General features: G+C 56.5%; 21 protein-coding genes. 11 read left to right on the top strand and 10 right to left on the bottom strand.

Annotation, left to right across the window (positions count from 1 at the left end):
• The first annotated feature begins 2 nt into the window (after window positions 1–2).
• The 7 genes from HNQ59_RS02630 (at window position 3) to ilvD (ending at window position 7986) form a co-directional block, all read left to right on the top strand.
• Complete coding sequence (locus HNQ59_RS02630) at window positions 3–815, top strand: ABC transporter permease (RefSeq protein ID WP_184034858.1); 813 nt, start codon at window positions 3–5, stop codon at window positions 813–815.
• On the top strand, window positions 812–1648 hold the full coding sequence (locus HNQ59_RS02635; protein ID WP_184034861.1) for an ABC transporter ATP-binding protein: 837 nt from the start codon (window positions 812–814) through the stop codon (window positions 1646–1648). Before HNQ59_RS02630 ends, HNQ59_RS02635 begins: the two co-directional genes overlap by 4 nt.
• Before the next feature lie 125 nt (window positions 1649–1773).
• Window positions 1774–2628: a hypothetical protein gene (locus HNQ59_RS02640; RefSeq protein ID WP_184034864.1), complete on the top strand. Its 855-nt coding sequence runs from the start codon at window positions 1774–1776 to the stop codon at window positions 2626–2628.
• Between the two features lie 176 nt (window positions 2629–2804).
• The gene (locus HNQ59_RS02645; RefSeq protein ID WP_184034866.1) at window positions 2805–3509 is read left to right on the top strand and encodes a PspA/IM30 family protein; all 705 of its coding nucleotides are present in this window, start codon (window positions 2805–2807) and stop codon (window positions 3507–3509) included.
• Between the two features lie 3 nt (window positions 3510–3512).
• A complete protein-coding gene (locus HNQ59_RS02650) occupies window positions 3513–5336 on the top strand; it encodes an ATP-binding protein (RefSeq protein WP_184034869.1) in 1824 nt (607 codons plus the stop codon).
• A gap of 53 nt (window positions 5337–5389) precedes the next feature.
• Window positions 5390–5851: a TerB family tellurite resistance protein gene (locus HNQ59_RS02655; protein WP_184034871.1), complete on the top strand. Its 462-nt coding sequence runs from the start codon at window positions 5390–5392 to the stop codon at window positions 5849–5851.
• A gap of 275 nt (window positions 5852–6126) precedes the next feature.
• Window positions 6127–7986, top strand: a complete 1860-nt coding sequence (ilvD, locus tag HNQ59_RS02660) for a dihydroxy-acid dehydratase (protein ID WP_184034873.1) — start codon at window positions 6127–6129, stop codon at window positions 7984–7986.
• A 50-nt stretch (window positions 7987–8036) separates the two neighbouring features.
• Here ilvD and HNQ59_RS02665 read toward each other — a convergent pair whose 3' ends face one another.
• On the bottom strand, window positions 8037–8525 hold the full coding sequence (locus HNQ59_RS02665) for a thioredoxin family protein (RefSeq protein WP_184034876.1): 489 nt from the start codon (window positions 8523–8525) through the stop codon (window positions 8037–8039).
• Window positions 8526–8644: 119 nt separating this feature from the next.
• On the opposite strand from HNQ59_RS02665, the gene HNQ59_RS02670 reads away from it, so the two are divergent.
• Window positions 8645–9022, top strand: a complete 378-nt coding sequence (locus tag HNQ59_RS02670) for an MGMT family protein (RefSeq protein WP_281397164.1) — start codon at window positions 8645–8647, stop codon at window positions 9020–9022.
• Window positions 9023–9511 carry a DUF456 domain-containing protein gene (locus HNQ59_RS02675; protein WP_246490820.1) on the top strand — a complete coding sequence of 163 codons (489 nt, stop codon included), beginning with the start codon at window positions 9023–9025 and terminating at the stop codon, window positions 9509–9511.
• On the opposite strand, the gene HNQ59_RS02680 is transcribed toward HNQ59_RS02675, so the two are convergent.
• Window positions 9489–10268 (bottom strand): alkaline phytoceramidase, encoded by a 780-nt coding sequence (locus HNQ59_RS02680; protein ID WP_184034879.1) that lies wholly within the window; start codon window positions 10266–10268, stop codon window positions 9489–9491. The two genes, HNQ59_RS02675 and HNQ59_RS02680, sit on opposite strands and share 23 nt — an antisense overlap.
• 120 nt (window positions 10269–10388) lie before the next feature.
• Between HNQ59_RS02680 and HNQ59_RS02685 the strand changes: the two genes are divergently transcribed.
• Window positions 10389–11150 (top strand): helix-turn-helix domain-containing protein, encoded by a 762-nt coding sequence (locus tag HNQ59_RS02685; RefSeq protein ID WP_184034882.1) that lies wholly within the window; start codon window positions 10389–10391, stop codon window positions 11148–11150.
• Window positions 11151–11219: 69 nt separating this feature from the next.
• On the opposite strand, the gene HNQ59_RS02690 is transcribed toward HNQ59_RS02685, so the two are convergent.
• The 8 genes from HNQ59_RS02690 to HNQ59_RS02725 all read right to left on the bottom strand — a co-directional run bounded on the left by HNQ59_RS02690 (window position 11220) and on the right by HNQ59_RS02725 (window position 20305).
• Window positions 11220–11948, bottom strand: a complete 729-nt coding sequence (locus HNQ59_RS02690; RefSeq protein ID WP_184034884.1) for an amino acid ABC transporter ATP-binding protein — start codon at window positions 11946–11948, stop codon at window positions 11220–11222.
• Window positions 11945–12622: an ABC transporter permease subunit gene (locus HNQ59_RS02695; RefSeq protein WP_184034886.1), complete on the bottom strand. Its 678-nt coding sequence runs from the start codon at window positions 12620–12622 to the stop codon at window positions 11945–11947. Before HNQ59_RS02695 ends, HNQ59_RS02690 begins: the two co-directional genes overlap by 4 nt.
• Complete coding sequence (locus tag HNQ59_RS02700) at window positions 12622–13359, bottom strand: amino acid ABC transporter permease (protein ID WP_184034888.1); 738 nt, start codon at window positions 13357–13359, stop codon at window positions 12622–12624. The genes HNQ59_RS02695 and HNQ59_RS02700 overlap by 1 nt, the downstream gene beginning before the upstream one ends.
• A 357-nt stretch (window positions 13360–13716) precedes the next feature.
• Window positions 13717–14616, bottom strand: coding sequence for a glutamate/aspartate ABC transporter substrate-binding protein (locus tag HNQ59_RS02705; RefSeq protein WP_184034890.1), 900 nt, complete (start codon window positions 14614–14616; stop codon window positions 13717–13719).
• Window positions 14617–14809: 193 nt separating this feature from the next.
• A complete protein-coding gene (gene rsmA / locus HNQ59_RS02710) occupies window positions 14810–15601 on the bottom strand; it encodes a 16S rRNA (adenine(1518)-N(6)/adenine(1519)-N(6))-dimethyltransferase RsmA (RefSeq protein WP_184034892.1) in 792 nt (263 codons plus the stop codon).
• Window positions 15602–15734: 133 nt separating this feature from the next.
• Window positions 15735–16736: a 4-hydroxythreonine-4-phosphate dehydrogenase PdxA gene (pdxA, locus tag HNQ59_RS02715; RefSeq protein WP_184034895.1), complete on the bottom strand. Its 1002-nt coding sequence runs from the start codon at window positions 16734–16736 to the stop codon at window positions 15735–15737.
• The gene (locus HNQ59_RS02720) at window positions 16736–18028 is read right to left on the bottom strand and encodes a peptidylprolyl isomerase (RefSeq protein WP_184034897.1); all 1293 of its coding nucleotides are present in this window, start codon (window positions 18026–18028) and stop codon (window positions 16736–16738) included. The genes pdxA and HNQ59_RS02720 overlap by 1 nt, the downstream gene beginning before the upstream one ends.
• Before the next feature lie 27 nt (window positions 18029–18055).
• Window positions 18056–20305, bottom strand: a complete 2250-nt coding sequence (locus HNQ59_RS02725) for an LPS-assembly protein LptD (protein ID WP_184034899.1) — start codon at window positions 20303–20305, stop codon at window positions 18056–18058.
• Between the two features lie 68 nt (window positions 20306–20373).
• On the opposite strand from HNQ59_RS02725, the gene HNQ59_RS02730 reads away from it, so the two are divergent.
• Window positions 20374–21369, top strand: coding sequence for an aminoglycoside phosphotransferase family protein (locus HNQ59_RS02730; protein WP_184034901.1), 996 nt, complete (start codon window positions 20374–20376; stop codon window positions 21367–21369).
• Window positions 21370–21385: the final 16 nt, after the last annotated feature.

The raw sequence follows: 21385 nt of genomic DNA on the forward strand, positions 1-21385 counted from the left end.
CCATGTCGGACTCGAAAAGCTTCTGGAACCCCTACGCACAGCTTGAGCCCAGCCAGCGTCGCTGGTTGGGAGTCGGGGCGGTGCTGGCTGTTCTGATCGTGTGGAGTGTGCTGGCGGGCTCTGGCCTGGTTGGTGCTAACAAGTTGCCCGCACCTTGGCAGGTTGCCAAGGCGTTGACCTATCTGATCTGGGATGGTGAGCGCCAGACCAGCCTGTTGCTCACGGCCACCCTGTGGTCAGTGGGGCGTGTCTTGGCTGCGGGGGGCCTGGTGTTGATGATCGGCATTCCCGTGGGGGTGTTGATGGGCGCCTCCCCTCGGGTCAATGCCTTGTTGTCGCCGCTGATCGATCCGTTCAGATCGGCGCCTGTGGTGGCATTGCTACCGATCATGGTGATGTGGTTCGGCATTGGCGAATGGATGAAGATCCTGTTCCTGTTTGTTGGGGCGGTGGTGTACCTGATCCCCATGGTGCGTGATGCGGTGCGCGCTGTGCCGCAAGCTTATTGGATCAGTGCCCGTGACCTGGGCGCCACCCCATGGGAGGCCGTGCGCCATTCGGTATTGCCGTTGTCGATGCCACGTATCGCAGACGCTGTGATCGTGTCGGTATCGGTGATGTGGACGTATATCACTGTCGCTGAGTACGTCAATGCGCAAGAAGGGCTCGGCCAGTTGATCCAAAATGCACGCCGCTTTTCAGCGATGGATCAGGTGTTTGCCGGCATCATCGTCATCATTGCCTTGGCCCTGGCTACCTACCAGGGCATGCAGTTTGCCAAGCGCCGCCTTTACCCATGGGAAACCCAGTTATGAGCACCGCCCCGGCCATCAGCGTCGAGCTGCGCAACATCGTGCAGCAATATCCGGCCCGTGACGGTAGCCGCCAGCCCATTACCGTCATCAACGATGTGTCGTTACGTTTCGATAAACCGGGCATCAATATGCTGCTCGGGCCCTCGGGGTGTGGGAAATCGACCTTGTTGCACATGATGGGTGGCGTGCGTCCCTTTGGTGTGGATACCCCTACCTCCGGCGATGTGCTGATTGATGGACAGCCTTGCAATGCAGCCCATGATGATGTTGTGATGGTGTTCCAGCGCTATGCCAACCGGCCTGACCTGTCTGTATGGGATAACGTCGCGCTACCGTTCCGTTTTGCCAGATGGTACAACAGCGTGCCGCAGAAGGAATGGGCAGCCCGAGTCGATGCCATGCTGGAGGCGGTGGGCCTGGCTGATCGCAGGCGGAATCTGCCTGGGCAATTGTCCGGAGGGCAGAACCAGCGCGTGGCATTGGCGCGGGCGCTAGTGCTGAGACCTCGAATCCTGTTGATGGACGAGCCATTTGGCGCGTTGGATGCCCAGACCCGTACTGAAATGCAACAGCTGTTGGCCAAGCTGCATCAGGATTCGCCTTGCCTGACCATTTTCGTGACCCATGACGTCACCGAGGCGCTGGTGCTGGGTGATCGCGTCATGGTGCTGTCAACCCAGCCTGCCAATATTGCCGATGACTTTGAAATCCATGCGCCACGGCCACGCGGTGAACAATGGCTGCGATCAGCCGAGGCCATCAAGATGGAAGAACGTGTATTGACCATGTTGCACAGCGGAAGCCGGCGTGGCGCGGTGGCTGTGTCGGTCTGACATGCAATGACCTTTGGATGGAACCTAGGTGATCCATGCAAATGGCTTGCGACAACGGCGCAAGCCCTGGTCGGGCCGAGGCAGGCCATGCAATCATGTCAACAGAACCTAGGAGCAGTAGTACCTTGAGCGAGCAAAATGGTTGGACATCCGGCCAAACAGAACAACCGTCATACCTCACAGAAATGCTGCAGAGTCAGACCAATTTCTATGCTTTTCTGGGGACAGTGGCAGCCAGTGCTGTGCTTGCCATACCATTCGGCCTGTCAGGGGCCATTTTGCCCGCCATCGCATTTATTGCCGGCGAGGTGATCGCGGCGACCTTCATCCCGGCTTCGCCCACATTCCGTGCCAAGGTGGATCGGACCTACCGCATCCGACAGCGCGATCAGCGCATGGCACAACTACGATCTGAAATACTGCGCCACTGCAATGACGGGCATCCCAACTGGCGGGTGCTGATAAAGATGCAAGAGCGTATTGGGGCGATTCTGACGGCGGTATCCCATCGTGAAACCCCCATCCCCACGCAGGATATGGCCAGGCTGGAAGATTCTCCGGTCGATTTCATGGGCCTGTGGTTGGCACGCCTGAGTATCGCCTCCCGCCAGGAAAGCGTGGACGAGAATGGCTTGACACGCAGCATCGAGCAGATCGACAGCCAGATAGCAGCGGGTGGCGGGGATCAGCACAGCTTGTTGAAAGCACGGGCTGATCTGGAAGAGCTTCGCCTGCGTCACCAGCGTCTGACCGGGCGCAAAGCGGCTGTGGAAGCTGCCTTGCTATCGTTGCCAGATGCGGTGGAGGAGATCTATCAGGCGGTGATTGCCGTGCCTGCCTTGAATGAGGGCGGCGGCAGGCTGCAAGAGGCCATCGACCGGCTGCGACTGGAAGAAGAATTGTGCATCGGTTACGAAGCTGAACTGCGTGATCCTGCGCGTGCGCTTGCCAGCAGGGCCGCAGTGAATGTCAGCCGGTGATCGGCAACAGAGCTGATCCGATGACCTGCCTGGATGGCACGATGGATACATACGGAGAATCACCCCCTGCGTCGGCGCATGCAGCGTTTGGCGGAGGATCAATGTATTTTCTTTGAGCGGGTCGAACACGGCCCCAGACCACAATATTTGAATCTGCCAGAAAAACAGGAGAGAACATGGCAAACGCAAACTTTTTTACCCGCCTGGGGAATCTGTGGAGTGGTTTTGTCTCGCTTTGGATTGCCGATATCGAGAAAGATCACCCCGAAATCGCCTATGAAAATGCCATCAATGGCATGGTCACCAAATACACTCGGCTGAAATCCGCAACAGCGGCCATCATCCGTCGTCGTGATGAAATCGATGGCCGGGTGAATGTCGAGCGCAAGGCGCTTGAGCAGGTCAGCCGCGAGCTGGAAACCGCATTGGCAACCAACCAGGACGATCTGGCGCTGGTGCTGTTGCAGAAGAAAAGCGCTATCGAGGCTGATTTGAACGGCTTGGTGGATGAGGCAGAGCAGGCCAAGACGGATGCAGATGACGCCAAGAATGCACTGCTGGCGGTACAGGGTGAAATCGGCAAGCTCAAGGGCGAGCGTGACCGGATGCTGGCCAAGATGCAGAGCGCCCAGGCTCGTATCCAGATCCAATCCCAACTGGAAGGACTAAGTGTCGAGGCCGACGTGCAAGCGCTGGATCGTGTTCGGGAACACATCAAAACCACCATTGCTGAAGCCAATCTGGGCAAGGAGCTGCGCGATACCGACTTGGATGTCCGCCTGGACAAACTGCGCCAGCAAACGGGCACCGTGACAGCACGCGCTCAGCTGGATGAGCTGAAGCGTGCCCGTGCACAAGCAGCTGCTGGCAAGCAGATGTAAGCCATGACCACACCACAGTCGCTACCCGCCCGATCACCATTGCCTGATTGGGCCGAAACGGTTCGCCGGAAATATGTGAGTGGCGAAGCGTCGATGTTTCTGCTGCACCACAATGTGTTTGACGAGCAGCTTTACGAGGGGCGCTATTACACGTTGGTTGACTTCCTGACAGATGTCTTGCTGAAGGAAAACAAACAAACCATCATCGTGTATGACCCTTCGGCAGGTGTCCGTTATGTCAAGAATGCAGCCAGGTCATCGACTGCGGCTGCAATACCAGCCGGGGCGTTGCCGGATGAAGTGCTGGCCGGGCTGGAGCCCGAATTGATGGCCCAGGATCGCACTGCGCTGATCATGCCCTATGCCAGCAGTGTCGCGCCGCCTGGCGATGAAAGCATGCAGACCCATGCGGATCGCCTGGCCGCCATTCGGCTTCACCGGTGGACGCTCAGTCCGCAACTGCATCGTAAAGACAATGTGGTGTTCCTGCTGACCGAATCACTGGCCGAGCTGAATGCGAAGATTGTTGCCAATCCACGTGTAGCGGCGGTTGAGATCCCATTGCCTGACCAGCCCCTACGCGAGATGGTGATCCGTCAATGTGACGCGGACATGCCAGCCGAGCAGGTAAGGCGTCTGGCCGAGCACACCGCCGGGCTGCGTGCCATGCAGATCGTACAGATCCTGGCGCCCAGGTCGGATGATCTGAGTGACGACCATCGTCGGGCATTGATTGTGTCGTTATTGCCGACATCTGCCGACATCGATGCGCGCGCCGATAAATTGACCAAGTTGACGCGGGGGATGGATGCCGACGAGATCCGCCACCTGTTGAACCCAGACGTTCAGCTGCAGCATCCTGCCAGTGATCCCTATGCAGATGTCCTCGATCTGGTCTATGCCCGCAAGCGGGAGATCATCGAGAAAGAGTGTGAGGGCTTGATCGAATTCGTCGATTCCCGTCACGATTTGTCAGCCGTGGGCGGGAATGCCGGGCTGAAAACGGAATTACAACAGATTGCCACGGCAATCCATAGCGGCGACAAGACCAGGGTGCCGATGGGGTTGCTGTTTGTCGGCCCGATGGGAACGGGGAAAACCTTTGTTGCCAACTGTTTTGTCAAAAGTGCGGGTTTGAGCGCGGTCACCCTCAAGAATTTCCGATCCAAATGGGTCGGCTCGTCGGAAGCCAATCTGGAAAAAGTGCTGCGCATGGTCAAAGCGCTGGGCCCGATCGTGCTGATCATCGACGAAGGGGATCGCAGCTTTGGTGGCGGCTCGGAAGACACTGATGGTGGAACGTCTTCCCGCATCATCGCCCGGCTCAAGGCGTTCATGAGTGATCCTGAAAACCGGGGCGTGGTGTTGTTCGTGATGATGACCAATCGGCCTGACAAACTGGACATCGACATCAAACGGGCAGGTCGGCTGGATCGTAAGATCCCATTCTTCTACCCGGACTCGGTCGAAGAAGTGTCGGCCATTCTGCAGGCGCTGTTCAGCCGACACCGGCTGACTGTGGGGTTTGACTGGTCGCAGGCTGAGCCGGTATTGAGCGGCCTGACAGGCTATGCCAATGCCGATCTCGAAGCAGTGGCCCTGCTTGCGCATGCACTGGCGGATGGGCAGGCCATTACCTTGGCCATGCTGGAAGCCGCCGCGCAGGACTACATGCCATCACGTGATAGCGCGATGCTCGAATACATGGAGCTGCAAGCGGTGTTTGAAGCGTCCCGCCGCAGTATGTTGCCAGCCCGTTATCGGGATCACACGCAAGAACAGATCCACCAGCGCCTAAGGGAGCTGAAGCATGAGTTGCGGCTGTGAGCTGATGTGCAAGCCGTCGATTCTGAAAGACTTATCAAAATGAGAGGAAGGTCATGATCTCCACCCAGAATATTGAACTGAACATCCACCATGTCCAGCTGTTGGTTCGCGCCCTGCATGAGTTGTCTTTGTCTGATGGCATGCACGACGCGGAGCGGGTCATGCTCAATGGTTTCTATCAAGCCTGTCAGGCTGATAGCCAGGCACTGACTACTTTCCAAGAGCTGGTATCGGTCAAATTGGATCTTTCCGCGCTGGCAGACCATTTCAATACGCCACCGTTGCAGCGCGCATTCCTCCATTCGTGCTTGTTGCTGGCCTACGCCGATGGCAAGTACTCCAATGTCGAGCGTGCGCGCATTGTCGAATACGCCAACGCCCTGGGTGTGACAGAAACCGAGCTGGCTGTGATCGAAGATCAGGTTGCAGATCACCTGTTGCAGCAGATCTCCCGTATCGAAAATGTGGCAGCGCTGGGCGAAGTGGCCGCTGGCATGCATCCCGACAGGGCATGACACTTTTGCCACTTTTATCGTGGCTGGTGTGCACTCGTAGCCTAGTTGTTTTTGTTACAATCATTCAATACACGTAAGACCACAGGATGCTTGCCCTTATCCGGGCAGGCATCGTGATTTCTGGCTACCCTGCCTTACCGTCGCATCACCCATGGCGACGCTTTAGGTTCCATTGACACGGTTCCATCGCCCGCACTGAACTGTGCCAACAGGATCTGATCATTGCTGTGCGCCGCACAGCAGGCCTGACTGTTTCCGATTCGATTGAGGTTGATATGCCTGTTTACCGCTCCCGTACTACCACGCATGGCCGCAACATGGCTGGTGCCCGCGCCTTGTGGCGTGCCACTGGCATGAAGGATGAAGATTTCCAGAAACCGATCATTGCCATTGCCAACTCATTCACCCAGTTTGTGCCGGGTCATGTGCACTTGCACAATCTTGGGCAGCTGGTGGCGCGCGAAATTGAGAAAGCCGGTGGGGTGGCGAAAGAGTTCAACACCATTGCGGTGGATGACGGTATTGCCATGGGGCATGGTGGGATGTTGTATTCCTTGCCCTCCCGCGATCTGATTGCAGATTCAGTCGAATACATGGTCAACGCCCACTGTGCTGATGCATTGGTGTGTATTTCCAACTGCGACAAGATCACCCCCGGCATGCTGATGGCGGCGCTACGGTTGAATATCCCAGTGGTGTTTGTCTCTGGCGGCCCGATGGAGGCTGGCAAGGTAAGCTGGCATGGTGAAACCCGTGCGCTGGACCTGGTCGATGCCATGGTGGAAGCCGCCGACAGTAAGGTGAGCGATGAAGAGGTTGCAGCCATCGAGCGCTCGGCCTGTCCAACCTGCGGCTCATGCTCAGGTATGTTCACCGCCAACTCTATGAATTGTTTGACTGAAGCGCTGGGCTTATCGTTGCCTGGCAACGGCTCGACGGTGGCTACGCACGGGGATCGTAAGGAGCTGTTCCTGAAAGCAGGCCGCCTGATCGTCGAGCTGGCCCGTCGCCATTACGAGCAAGACGATGCCTCGGTGCTGCCACGTTCGATCGCCAGTTTTGGCGCTTTTGAGAACGCCATAGCGTTGGATATCGCAATGGGCGGCTCGACCAATACTGTCCTGCACCTGCTCGCTGCAGCGGCGGAGGCGGGGGTGCCTTTCACCATGAAAGACATAGACCGTATGTCTCGCAGGGTGCCTTGTCTGGCCAAGGTGGCGCCCGCCACCCAGAAGTACCACATGGAGGACGTACACCGCGCCGGTGGTGTGATGGGCATTCTCGGCGAGCTGGATCGCGCCGGCCTGATCAACCGCGACGTGGGCACCGTACACAGCCCGACCATGGCAGCCGCACTCGATCAATACGACATCATGCGTCCAAGCTGCGATGATGAGGTCAAGCAGTTCTTCCGCGCAGCCCCTGGCGGTATCCCCACCACCATCGCCTTCAGCCAGAGCATGCGTTACCCGGCGTTGGATGCCGATCGCGCCAATGGCTGCATTCGGGACAAGGCCCATGCGTACTCGCAGGATGGTGGCTTGGCCGTGCTGTACGGCAACATTGCGGAGCGTGGCTGTATCGTCAAAACAGCAGGGGTCGATGAATCGATTCTTACCTTCAGTGGCCGTGCCCGTATCTTCGAGAGCCAGGATGCGGCAGTTGAGGCCATTCTGGCCGATCAGATCGTTGCGGGTGATGTGGTGCTGATCCGCTATGAAGGCCCCAAGGGTGGCCCCGGCATGCAAGAGATGCTGTACCCGACCAGCTATCTCAAATCAAAAGGCTTGGGCAAAGCGTGTGCATTGCTGACCGATGGCCGCTTCTCGGGTGGTACTTCGGGCTTGAGCATTGGCCATGTCAGCCCAGAGGCGGCAGAGGGCGGCTTGATTGGCTTGGTGGAAGAGGGGGATGTGATCGACATCGACATTCCCAATCGTGGGATCAGCCTGCGTGTGGCGGAGGAGACACTGGCCAGCCGCCGTGCCGCTATGGAAGCCCGTGGCAAGGATGCCTGGAAACCAGTCAACAGGCAGCGCCTGGTGTCGGCTGCGTTACGTGCCTATGCTGCCATGGCCACCTCGGCTGACACCGGTGCTGTGCGTGATGTCAGCCAGGTCGAACGCCAGCGCTGATGCGGTAGATGGGGCAGCGAGAGGGCTGCCCCTTTTTATCAGCAACATCTTTATGAGGCTTTTTTATCAGCCTGTTCTCTCAGAAACTTGGCAATGTCTGCGTCGTGCCCTTCTCGCACCTTGTCCAGTGCCTCGCCATCCATCTTCTTCAGCAACGCCCCTTCCTGATCGAGCACCACCAGCGCTGGAATGCCTTTGGCCTGGGGTTTGCCATAGATTTCAGCGATATCCAGATTCTTATCCCAGCGCCCGATATTGACTTTGACCACATGGTAGGACGCCGCCACGATCTTGGCGGTTTCGCCGTTGATCAACTCATGTGACAGACCACGGCAATCAGGGCACCAGTTGGCGCCAAACACCACCAGCACCTTTTTGCCATCGGCTCGGGCCGCTGCTTGTGCAGTGCGGAGATCAGCCTTGGCATCGGCTTGCTCGTCATAGGGGTAGGGCTTGGTCTTGTCGAGTGGAACCTGTAAAGTGCCGGCGGCGGCCAGGGTGGACGCGGCGATAAACAAGCTGGCGAGTAATTTTTTCATGGCAGTCGGCCTCGGGTGATTGGGGACGTACAGCTGAACAGGGCGGCGGCGGTATCCACACGTCTCATGAATGTGCGGGGTGCCGCGCACCAAATTACGTGAACCTGATGGGATTTGCAATGATGACTGCTCAAGCCAGTTTTCAACGTTTTTACGCAATCATCCGCCATGTGCCGCCAGGCAAAGTGGTGACTTACGGCCAAGTGGCTGAGCTGGCGGGTCTGCCACGGCGCTCCAGGCTGGTGGGGCACGCGCTGAAAATGATGCCTGAGCCATTGAACATTCCCTGGTGGCGGGTGGTGAACAGTCAAGGACGGATCAGCCCCCGTGGCCTGTCGGGCAGCGATGAATATCAGCGCCTTTTGCTGGAAGAGGAGGGGGTGGTGTTCAGCGATGTGGGGAAGATTGATCTGCGCTGTTTTCAATGGCAGCCAGATGCCGAGAGGGCCGTATTGTTGTGCGGTCTGGATGACATGCAAAATGAAAAGGAACGCTGAATGATGGATGCAACGACGCTTTGGTGGCTGTTGGCCGCAGCATTGATCCTGATTGGCCTGGCGGGCAATGTATTGCCCCTGTTGCCCGGCACGCCCATCATGTTGGTCGGGATGGGGATCGGCGCCTGGATTGGCCATTTCGAGCAGGTGGGCTGGGGGACGCTGACCTTTCTCGCTGTATTGATGGTGATATCGCAAGTCATCGATTTCATAGCAGGCAGCATGGGTGCGCAGAAGGCGGGGGCGAGCAAGCAAGCCGTCTGGGGAGCGACCATCGGTGCGGTGGTCGGTATTTTTGGCGGCTTGCCCGGCATTCTGTTGGGGCCGTTTGTCGGCGCACTGATCGGTGAATATTGGGTTCGTCAGGATATGATCCGGGCCGGCAAGGTTGGCCTGGCGGCTTGGCTGGGCGTGGTCTTGGGCATGGCGGCAAAGGTGGCGATTGCCTTCACTATGCTGGGGGTCTTTATACTGGCCTTGGTGTTTTGACCGGTGTAGCCAGCTTTGCCAGCTTGCGAACCCGCCATAGCAAGGCAGTGGCGGCGGCGGTGGCAAACAGATGTTTCAATGTATGCCCGCTGATCCAATGCAGGTGCGTAAAGAGGGTGTGGTCAGCCACTTCACAACCTTTTGCAATCAGATAGCACAACAATGCGCCCCACCAGCCAGCAGCGATGGGCACCCGCTTGGGGCTACGCCACAGCAGCAGTGGGATCATGACCATTGGCATTCCTTGCAGCCACAGATAAGGGCGCAAGTCACCCAGGCCTGCCCAGTCTGTGGCACGCCACCAGACTACGCTGAGTGCTGCCAGCAGCACCAGCCAAGGCAAGGCCATCTGTCCTTGTCGGCCATTGACCAATTCGGCCCAGGCAGCAGAGACGATCCCGGCGCAAGCAATGGCAATCGGTAGCCGATCCCAGACCAGCCGCGCATTGTCTGGCGCAATGTGGTACCAGCCCGAACCGAAGGCTGTCGCAATCATGGCGGTGAAGAAGACCATATAGCCAGCTGCCTGATGGCCTAACGTGTGGCGCTCCACCCAGACAATCGCCATTCCAAGTATGCCTATCAGTGCGAACCCGGCATTCGACCAGACATCCATGGCATGCGGGATGGTGCCCAGCGTGCGTTGGTCGGCGAATACATGATAGTGATCCGGTTGTGGGATCGGGCCGTACAGCAGCATGCCGCAAGCGATGAGCAACATGGCCAGTAATGGAAGCAGGTGGGAACGCTTATGCACTCTTATTCTCCGGAATCAAGTATTGGCGCCACTTTCAGCTATATCCCACTACGGCGTAAAGCTTGCCAGGACCCGGTGCTATCGAGTAGGCTCGGTCGTATCACAATCTGATACTTTGCCATGGCTCAATCCATTCATCTGATCGATACATTGAAACGGCAGCTGCGCATGCATGGACTGACCTATGCCGATGTGGCCTCGAAGATCGGGCTGTCTGAGTCGAGTGTGAAACGTCTGTTATCTCGCAAAGAGATGACATTGGCGCGACTGGAGCAGCTCTGCGGGCTATTGGGGTTGGAGGTGAGTGATCTGGCCAGGCTGGCGACCGAACAGGAGAGCACGGTTCGCCATCTGACGGATGCTCAGGAACGTGAGCTGGTGTCTGACAGCACATTGTTGCTGGTCGCTGTTTGTGTCATCAATCACTGGAGCGCTGCTCGTATCTTAGCCACCTACCGGCTGACGGAGGCGGAGTGTATCCAATATCTGCTGAAGCTGGATAAACTGGGTTTGATCGATCTGATGCCGGGCAATCGTGTCAGATTGCGCGTTGCACGGGACTTTTCCTGGCTGCCGGGCGGCCCAATCGAGCATTTCTTCCAACAGCGGGTGCGTGATGATTTTTTGAACACACGCTTTGATCAGCCCGGTGAGCAGTTACTGTTTGTGCATGGCATGCTGACACCCGATGCCAATGCCAGATTGCAACAGCGCATGCGGAAATTGGCGCAGGAGTTTGCCGAACTGCATCAGGAAAGCACCCACGTCCCTGAAACGAGCCGATTCGGTAGCAGCCTGCTGCTGGCGATACGTAGCTGGGAGCTGAGTGCATTTGAAGCATTGCGCCGAGAGCCAGATCTACGGCATTTCCCCGGCGCATGAAAAAACCGGCGTGGTCGCCGGTTTTTTTACAACTCGGTGCTGCAGGACAGCACCCAGAACGCCACTTGCTCAGTGCTGCAAGATTTTGGACAGGAACTGCTGGGCTCGCTCAGAACGCGGGCTGCCGAAGAACGCCTCTTTGTTGCAATCTTCAATGATCTGGCCACGATCCATAAAGATGACCCGGTGTGCAACGCGCTTGGCAAAGCCCATCTCGTGGGTTACGCACATCATGGTCATGCCTTCCTGAGCCAATTCGGTCATCACATCCAACACTTCGTTGATCATTTCTGGGTCCAGCGCTGAGGTGGGCTCATCAAACAACATGGCAATGGGGTCCATCGCCAGGGCGCGGGCAATGGCAACCCGCTGCTGCTGGCCGCCAGAGAGCTGGCCGGGGAACTTGTGGGCATGGGCTTTCAAGCCAACCCGATCCAAGAGCTTCAGGCCTTTATCACGTGCTTCATCTGGGCTGCGCTTCAGCACTTTCACCTGGGCGATGCTCAGGTTTTCTGTGATCGACAGATGCGGGAACAGCTCGAAGTGTTGGAAGACCATGCCAACGCGGGAGCGGAGCTTGGGCAGATTGGTCTTGGGATCACCAACGGCAATGTTGTCAACGATGATTTCACCCTTTTGAAACGGCTCCAGTGCGTTGACACATTTGATCAGCGTCGATTTGCCGGAGCCGGATGGCCCGCATACCACGACAACTTCGCCTTTTTTGACCTCAGTCGAGCAGTCGGTGAGTACCTGGAACTGGCCGTACCACTTGCTGACGTTCTTGATAGAAATCATTTACCCATCCTCTTTTGAAGCTGTTTGACCGCTTGCGACAGGGCGAAGCTGACAATGAAATACATGGCACCGGCAAAAATCAACATTTCGACGATCCGGCCATCGCGTTCGCCCACGGCATACGCGGTCTTCAAGAAATCCATCACGCCGATGATGTACACCAGCGAGGTGTCCTGAAACAAGACGATGGCCTGGGTCAGCAGCAGTGGCGTCATATTACGGAATGCCTGCGGCAGAATGATCAGGATCATGGCTTGGCTGTTGGTCATGCCCAGGGCTGTTGCAGCACCCATCTGGCCCTTGGGCACGCTTTGGATGCCTGCCCGGAAGATCTCTGCATAGTAGGCGGATTCAAACAGAGCAAAGGCTGTCATGGCGGACACCAAGCCGATGTTCTCAATGTCGCCACCAAACACGGAGCGCAGCAGTTGCGGCACGATCAGGTAAAACCATAGGATGACCATGACCAGCGGGATGGATCGGAAAACATTGGTGTAGGCAGCGGCGAACCAGGACAGCGCCTTGTTTGACGACAGCCGCATCACCGCCAGCAATGCGCCGAACGGGATAGCCACCGCCAATGCAATCAGCAGCACCTCGAAGGTGACCTTGGCGCCATCGATCAGCGCTGGAATGGCGCCAGGAATGGAGCTCCAATCAAAAGCGTAAGACATCATTTTCCTCCCATGTAGCCCGGTACACGGGTGCGGTTCTCCAGCCAGCGCATGGAGTACATGACGATCACATTGATCAGAAAGTAGCCTAGTGTGGCCGCAGTGAACGATTCATAGGCGTGGGCGGTGTATTCCAGCAGTTGCCGTGCTTGGCCGGTCAGCTCCAGCATGCCGATGACCGATACCACGGCGGAGTTCTTGAAAATGTTCATGAACTCTGAGGTCATGGGTGGAATCACAATGCGGAAGGCCATGGGCATCAGCACGTAGCGGTAGGTCTGCGGTAATGTGAACCCCATCGCCAGCCCGGCATTCTTCTGCCCTTTGGGTAGTGATTCGATACCGGATCGGACTTGTTCACAGACACGGGCAGCGGTGAACATGCCCAGCCCAATGAAACCGAACATGAATTGCGATGCAACCGGCGGCATGGCAAACAACTTCTGTTTGACCATCTCAGGCAGCAGCTCGGGCACAACATAGAACCAGATGAACAGCTGAACCAGCAGCGGTACATTCCGGAACAATTCGACATAGGCGGTGGCCAGGCCGGACAGCCAGCGGTTGGGTACAGTACGCAGCACCCCTAGCGTGGTGCCGATGATCAGGGCTACGACCCAGGCAGACAATGAGACGGACAGCGTCCATTTCATCCCGGTCAGCAACCAGCCCAGGTAGGTATCTGTACCATCGGGGGTGGTCTGGAAGAAGACCCCCCAGTTCCATTGGTAAGACATGCAACATCTCCAGTGCGGAACACGGCACATACAGACGCAACTTCCCCATTACCATTGCGATTCATGGTTGGGAAAACGCTATCAGCGTGATACGTGTTGTGTGGCGAACAGCTTTCGTGGATCAGGTGGCATATGGCGCCATCTGGCCATCATTCAGTACAGGCAGTACACCATTTCGTCATGATGGAGGCGAATCCATTGATGCGATCTGCAAATGCAGCCTATGTATCTGATATTAGGCAATGCAGTGTGAACTATTTACCCTTTTGAGGGCGGAGTGCGCGTGGGCAGCTCCATTTGGTGCAAGCCAACGGTGCCAACAGGGTTGGCACCAGCCAGCTCAGCTCACAGCAAGGATTACTCGAATGCCTTGTCGTTCGGGTTTTTGATCAATGCCTGCATGTCGTCGCTCAACGGGAAGTTGAGGTTCAGGCCTTTGGGTGGGACCGGGCTTTGGAACCAACGTTTGTAGATTTCGTTGATCTTGCCGCTCTTCATCATGCCAGCAATGGTGTCATCGACCAGCTTTTTGAACTGCGGGTCATCTTTACGCATCATGCAGCCATATGCTTCGAATGACTGCGGCTTGCCAGTCACAACCCAGTCTTTGGCATTTTTGGCCTTGGCCATTTCACCGTAAAGCAGAGCGTCATCCATCATGAAGGCAACCGCGCGACCACTTTCCAGCATCAGGAAGGATTCCCCGTGGTCTTTGGCGCTGATGATGCTCATGCCCATGTTCTTCTCAGCATTCATCTTACGGATGATACGCTCAGATGTGGTGCCCGCTGTGGTGACGACGTTCTTGCCAGCCAAGTCTGGGAAATCCTTGATGCCGGAGTCCTTCTTGGTCATCAGCCGGGTGCCGATCACGAAAATCGAATTGGAGAACGTCACCTGCTTCTGGCGCTCGGTGTTGTTGGTGGTCGAGCCACATTCCAGATCAACGGTGCCATTTTGAACCAATGGGATGCGGGTCTGCGACGTGACCGAATTCATTTTCACGATCATGCCTGGCATGTTCAGTTGCTTCTTGACCTCGCCTACCACGGCCATCGCAATTTCATGCGAGTAGCCGACTACTTTCTGCTTGTCATCCATATAGGAGAACGGAATGGAAGATTCACGGTGGCCGATGGTCATGGACCCGCTATCCTTGATCTTCTTCAGTGTGCCGGTCAGTTCTGCTGCATGTACCGCGCTTGATGCGGCGATGCTGCCTACCAACATGGCCAGAAAGGTCTTGCTGACGCGCATAGATGTCTCCTTAGAATAATGAAGCTCGGCCTGGGGCCAGGATGTTACGGTCTTTGTATCTGCAAATGCCGATATGGCTTCTTTTTTCCGGATCGTAAACGAGCAGGATTTGAGTACAATTGCTAATTTCCTGTATGGCGCAGTTGTGCTTATATGCCACGCCATGCCATGGTCAGCTCCATTAGTAAGCCTTTTATGCTAATGGGTTGCCTGGTTTGGATGACAGAAGATTCGTCATCCGGACGAAATCTGTCACCGACAGGTTTTCAGGGCGCAGGCCCGGGTCCATATCGAGCTGTTCAAAGTCTGATATATCCAACCATTCTTTCAAGTTGTTGCGTAGTGTCTTGCGGCGTTGCGAGAAGGCTTGCGAGACCACTTTCTCCAGCTGATCGATACATTCACACGCCAGCTCCGGCTTGGGGAGCGGGATCATGCGCACAATCGCTGAGTCCACCTTGGGTGGCGGGTTGAATGCCTGTGGTGGTACGTCGAGCACTTTTTCCATGTAGAACCGATATTGCAGCATGACTGACAGCCGTCCGTAATCAGTTGTGGAGGGCTCAGCCACCATCCGGTCAACGACCTCTTTCTGCAACATGAAGTGCATATCGAGAATGCGGTCATTGTATTCGGCCAGATGGAACAACAGCGGCGATGAAATATTGTAGGGCAGGTTGCCGACGATCCGTAACCGCTCACCCAATTCCCCGAAGTCAAACTTTAGCGCATCGATGCCGTGGATGGTCAACCGATCTGCCGGGTGTTGTTTTTGCAGGCGTGAGATGATGTCCCGATCAATCTCGACGCAATGCAGATGCTTGAGCTGCGCAAGTAAGGGCTGGGTCAGCGCGCCCAGGCCGGGCCCGATTTCAACCATCAGGTCGTCGTGGCGTGGGTTGATGGCGTAGATGATATCTCCGATGATGCCTTGGTCGATCAGGAAGTTCTGACCAAAGCGTTTACGGGGAATGTGTTGACTCATGATTGGGTACCACTGTGCGAATTGAACGGCAAATGGCAGGTCATGGTCTTTGTGCTGTGCTGCTGATGCGCAAGACCTGCCATGTCATGGATGCATTGTAGTTGTAAGTGTGCTGCTTGGCAGTGCAGACGGCTTACTGCGGGCTGGTGCTGGCTTGTCGGTGCTGCTTGGCCAGTGTCCATGCCCATGTGATGGCCGCCTTGAGACTGCCTGCGTCAGCACGGCCCGTACCGGCGAGATCCAGTGCGGTGCCATGGTCGACCGAGGTGCGGATGATTGGCAAGCCCAGTGTGATATTGATGCCTTCCCCAAAGGTGGCGTATTTCAGAACCGGTAAGCCTTGATCATGATACATCGCCAGCACCGCATCACCTTGTGCAAGCACGGGACGATTGAACAATGTGTCGGCAGGCAAAGGGCCGATCAGTTGCATGCCTTGTTCTCGAAGTGCCTGGAGTACCGGTATGATCACCTCCAGCTCTTCTCGCCCCATGTGCCCACCTTCACCAGCATGGGGGTTCAGCCCAGCAACCAGTATGCGAGGGCTGGGTAGGCCGAATTTCACTTGCAGATCGTGATGCAGGATGGTGAGGGTCTCGGTCAGACTGGCAGGGGTGATGGCTTGGGCAACATCTTTGAGGGGCAGGTGCGTGGTGGCCAGCGCTACACGCATGGCCTCACCGGCCAGCATCATGACAACGCGGGGCGTGTGTGTGCGATCGGCCAGCCACTCGGTATGGCCGCTGAATGGAATCCCAGCATCATTGATCACCCCTTTGTGAACAGGGCCCGTGACCATGGCGCTGTATAGCCCGCTTTCGCAGCCAGCCACGGCGGTTTCCAGCAGGGACAACACGTACCGAGCATTGTCGGTGTCCAATGTGCCTGCCACACATGGCGCGGTCAATGGCACATGGTGTAAGGCCATCTCGCCTTGCCCCAGCTGTGGCGGCGCTGTCTGGGGATCTTGGAAGCGTACCGATAAGCCGAGTTGTGCCGCCCGCTGCGCCATCATGGCGCGATCTGCCAAGACGACAACTGGCCACTGCTTGTCGGATTGGGCCAGCATCAGAGCCAGATCAGGGCCGATACCGGCGGGCTCGCCGGTACTCAAGACCATGGGCGGCATGGGCATCAGCGGTCTTCCAGCTTCATTTCGACATAGGCGCGGTCGCGCTGCTGGCGAACCCAATCGACGAAGTTCTCATCTGCTTTGCGTGAGCGGATCGCTTGGCGGATGGAGGTGCGCATGCGATCCGTGCTCACATCCTGGTTGCGACGCTCGATTACTTTGATCAAGTGCCAGCCAAAGGCGGTCCGCACGGGGGCACTGAGTTGGCCGGGTGCCAACTTGTCCATGGCCTCTTCGAACTCGGGAACCGTATCGCCAGGGCTTAGCCAGCCAAGATCACCACCCTTCGGTGCGCTGCCATCTTCCGACTGTTGACGGGCAATTTCTTCAAAACTGCTGCCTGATTTGAGCTTGGCTGCAATGTTGTCGATGATCTGCTTGGCTTCCTGCTCGGACACCGCCTCGTTGGTGCGGATCAGAATGTGGCGGGCATGAGTCTGCTGAATCACGACCTGCTCGTTTTTCGAGCGCTTGTCGATCAGCTTGACGATATGGAAGCCTTTGGCGCTTTTCAGCACCCCGGAAGTCTGTCCATTCTTCATCTTCTCGACCTGTTCGAGAAACAGCCCCGGTAAGCGGCCTGCAGGGCGCCAACCCAGTGAGCCGCCTTGCAGCGCATCTGGTGCGTCTGAATAGCTGGCCGCCACTTGGGCAAAGTTGGTGCCTTTCTGGATTTCGGCAGCAGCTTTGTCTGCCTTGTCTCGCAATTTGTTGATCTGCTCAGGTGAAGCGTTTTCCGGGATGGATAGCAGAATATGGGCCAGTTGGAACTCCACCCCTCCATCACCTTGTGCTTCCTGTTGTTTCATCTGACTGTCGATTTCCGCATCGGTCACGACCACACGGCTATCGACTTCCCGATCGCGCAGACGGCTGATGATGATTTCGTTGCGGATTTCCTCACGGAATTGCTTGAATTCGATGCCGTCTTTGGCCAGCGCTGCGCGGAACGAAGGTAGTGACATGTTGTTCTGTTGGGCGATGCGCTCGACAGTTTTGTCCAGTTGTGTGTCATCCACCCGAATGCCGGTGTCGAAAGCCAATTGCAACAAGACCTGTTCACTCACCATGCGCTCCAGCACCTGGGTTTCCAGCACATCATTTTTCGGGAGCGGGATCTTCTGCGAGTTCATCTGTCGAGTCACCGTCTTGACCCGTTCTTTCAGCTCGTTGTAGGTAATGGCCTGTTTGTTCACCACAGCCACGACACGGTCGACAGCGATGGGTGCGGCTTGGGCGGTGGCCGTGGAAATCAGCGCGGCAATCAGGCCGGCACGAATCAGATGCAAACTCATCGGAATGACTTTCATGATAAACAAAGCTTATTTGTAAGCGTCACTTTGCAAAGGTTGCGGTGAGGCGTTCAATTTGGAATAGCCTGGTATGGTGCGAGCCAGCAATTCCAGAGGGTTGGTGCCGATCCGGGCAACATCCGACAACTCTACCTGCAAGAAGATATTGCTGCTGGTCTGATTGCTGGTGGTTACGAAGCGCTGACCAACCAGGCGCAGCACCCAGCATCCAGCGTTGTATTCAACACCGGCTAGGCTCTCGATATTCTTACGGTCTTTCAAAGAATAAGCGACGCGGGTCACACCAGACCAGCGGCTGCTCATGGGCCATTGGGTGGAAAAATCGATCTGTCGCTGACCGACTATGCCAGGCAGCGCATCCCGGTTCATGCGATAGCCCAGATTCAGTGCTTTGCCGATAGCAGGCTGGTAGCGGATGTTGTAGTCGATCCGCTGGGTCTTGTGGATGCTGGAGTTGTACTGCCAGGTGGCATCGACATCCAGGCTGTTGGTGATCTGCCCGCCGCCGAAGGTGATGATGTCCGACGAGTTACGGGCGCGACCAGTCTCGATGGCCTGTGGGGTCAAGGTGACTTGTTGTGGTGAGCGGTAAAAACGCTGGCCGACCCCTAGGCGCATCCGTTCACGGCCAGAGCCGGCTTCAAGAAAACGCGTGGTGACCGCTGCGGTGACCTGATTGGCATCGTTGATGCGGTCTGCGCCGGAGAACTGGTTTTCGCTGAACATGGAAGCGTAGTTGAAGTCCCGCAAGGCGGTGTCGAAAAGCGGTAGCTGGCTTTGTTCGCGATAGGGTATGCGCACGTAGAACATACGTGGTTCCAGCGTCTGGATGTACTCGTTGCCCAGCCAGGAGCCTTCACGCTCTAGCACGATACCCGCATCGGTGCTGAAGATCGGCAGGGTACGGCGATGGTTGTAGGCTGGGCTGTCGGTAGGCGTAAATCGGTCAATGTTGTATTGAGTGTAATGCAACCCCAGCTTGGGTGTAATGTAGGCGTAAGTGGTATTCAGAGTGGTCGAAATCGATGGATTGATCACCAGTCGCTTACCTGACACCTGGGTAGGGTGGTCGAATTGGGTGTATTCGCCTTTGAAATTGTAATTGGTGCCGAATCCGTCGTATCCCTGCCGGTTCAGCTGCAACTGCGGGACTTGCGCATAAGGGGCGACCAGTCGGTTCTGCTTTTCATCGCGTAAGGTCTGATAGCGCTGAACCCGCGCTTGCGCAATCCATCCGGACTGTGAGTAGGTCAGCGAGCCTTCTCTTGGCAGAATCCCTTGTGATGTCGAGCTGACCTTGCTGCTCAGATCGACGAAGTAGTTATCGTCAGAGGCTTTCTGCAGGTTGATGTTGGCAGTCAGGTTGTCCAGTAGCTTGTGCTGGTGTTGGAAGGATACGAACGAGCGGCGCGTGCTGGTCAGCCGGTCGTTGTTCAACAGCTCTGATTTCAGGGTGCCGGTGAATGATGGCTGCAGATAGCGGAACTCGGTATTCAGTGCAACACCCCGGCGGGCGATGAAGCGCGGTGCAATTTCCGCGTCGTAATTGGGTGCGATGTTCCAATAGAACGGTAGGGTCAGCTCGAAACCACCTGTATTGGAAGAGCCTTGCATCGGCGGCAGAAAGCCGCTTTTCCGCTGTCCGTTCAGTGAGAAATCCATCCATGGCCAATAAAGGACCGGTACACCCAGGAATTGCAGCGTGGTATGGTGTGCCTCACCGACATTGCGATTGTAGTCCAAGTCCAGCTTGTCACTTCGAAACACCCAGTCTTCGTTGCCTGGTGCACAGGTGGTGAAGCTGCCGGTTTCGGCGCTGTATCGTTTCTCGCCTTCCATCAAAAGGCGTCTGGCTGTGCCGCGTGCACCCAGGCCAAGCTGATAGCGTGCGTTGTTGGCGTAGCCGGTGGCATTGTCCTGTCGTAACTGCATCTGGTCACCCCAGATGATGTCACCACGTTGCTCGGCTCGGACATTGCCTTCTGCTTCGATCTGCTCGGGGCTGGCGCGATAGCACATGCTGTCGGCACTGATCAATGCACCGCGTCGGCGGAGCTGGACATGTCCCCAGGCATTCAGTTGGGTTTGTGGGTTTCCTTCCACTTTGTCGGCGGACAGGTGCCAAACACCGGCGGGCTCATCGCGAGGTGGGTTCAAAACCAGATTGGAATCCAGTTTCAAGGGAGTGGCTATACCCTCGGCCTGAGTGGTGGAGGCAAGTAAAAGCAATGCAATCGGGGTCAGGCGGAACGGCCGCATAGTACGGTTACGCACGTGGACGATGTAAAATTGAACATTCTATCTTAAAAGCGCCTTGAGTCTTTAACATGCAACGAAAGCAGCAAATCGAATCGTGGTTGGCAACCTTGTTCCCCGGGCAGTCATTGAGCTTGGTTCCTGCGTCTGAGGATGCCAGCCAGCGCCGTTATTTCCGGATCGATCTGGATGACGGCACAACCCGCATCATCATGGATGCACCGCCTGCGGTCGAAGATTGTCGGCCTTTTATTCATGTCCGTGATGTGTTCGCCCAGGCGGGGGTGCATGTGCCGACCATCCATGCGCAGGATCTGGCGCAGGGATTCCTGTTGCTGGAGGATTTCGGTAGCACCATGTATCAGGAGGCCTTGAATCCAGACAGCATGCGAGGTCTGTATCTCGACGCCATCGACAGCCTGATCAAGATCCAGCTGGCCAGTCGCCCGGGTGTGTTGCCTGAGTACGATGAGGCTTTTCTGGCGCGTGAAATAGACATTTTCCAGGAATGGTATCTGCCGCATGAGGCGCGTTTTGTTTTGAGTGCGGAACAGCAGGGTTGGCTCGATACCACCAAGCAATTCGTGCTCAGCCAAGTGCTGGCCCAGCCCAAGGTATTCGTACACCGTGACTATCATTCACGTAATTTGATGGTGTGTGACCCCAACCCTGGTGTCATCGATTTTCAAGGGGCATTGTATGGCCCCTTGGCTTACGATCTGATGTCTCTGCTCAAAGATGCCTATATCGAATGGGAAGAAGAGCAGGTGCTGGATCTGGTGATCCGGTATTGGGAGCGGGCCCGTCGGGCCAAGCTGCCGGTGCCAGTTGATGTGACCGAGTTCTATAGGCAATTCGAGCTGGTGGGGGTGCAACGGCAATTGAAGGTTGTGGGGATCTTTGCGCGCCTGGCCCATCGCGATGGCAAAATGGGTTACCTGAATGACCTGCCGCGTGTCTGGGGGTATCTGCGTAAGAATGCTGAGCGTTATGTGGGGCTGAAACCCTTGCTGAAGCTGATGGATGCTATAGAAGGGCGCCAACAGCAGGTTGGTTACACCTTTTGAACGGAGGCGTGATGCA

The sequence above is a fragment of the Chitinivorax tropicus genome (assembly GCF_014202905.1).
GTDB classification, from domain to species: Bacteria; Pseudomonadota; Gammaproteobacteria; order Burkholderiales; family SCOH01; genus Chitinivorax; species Chitinivorax tropicus.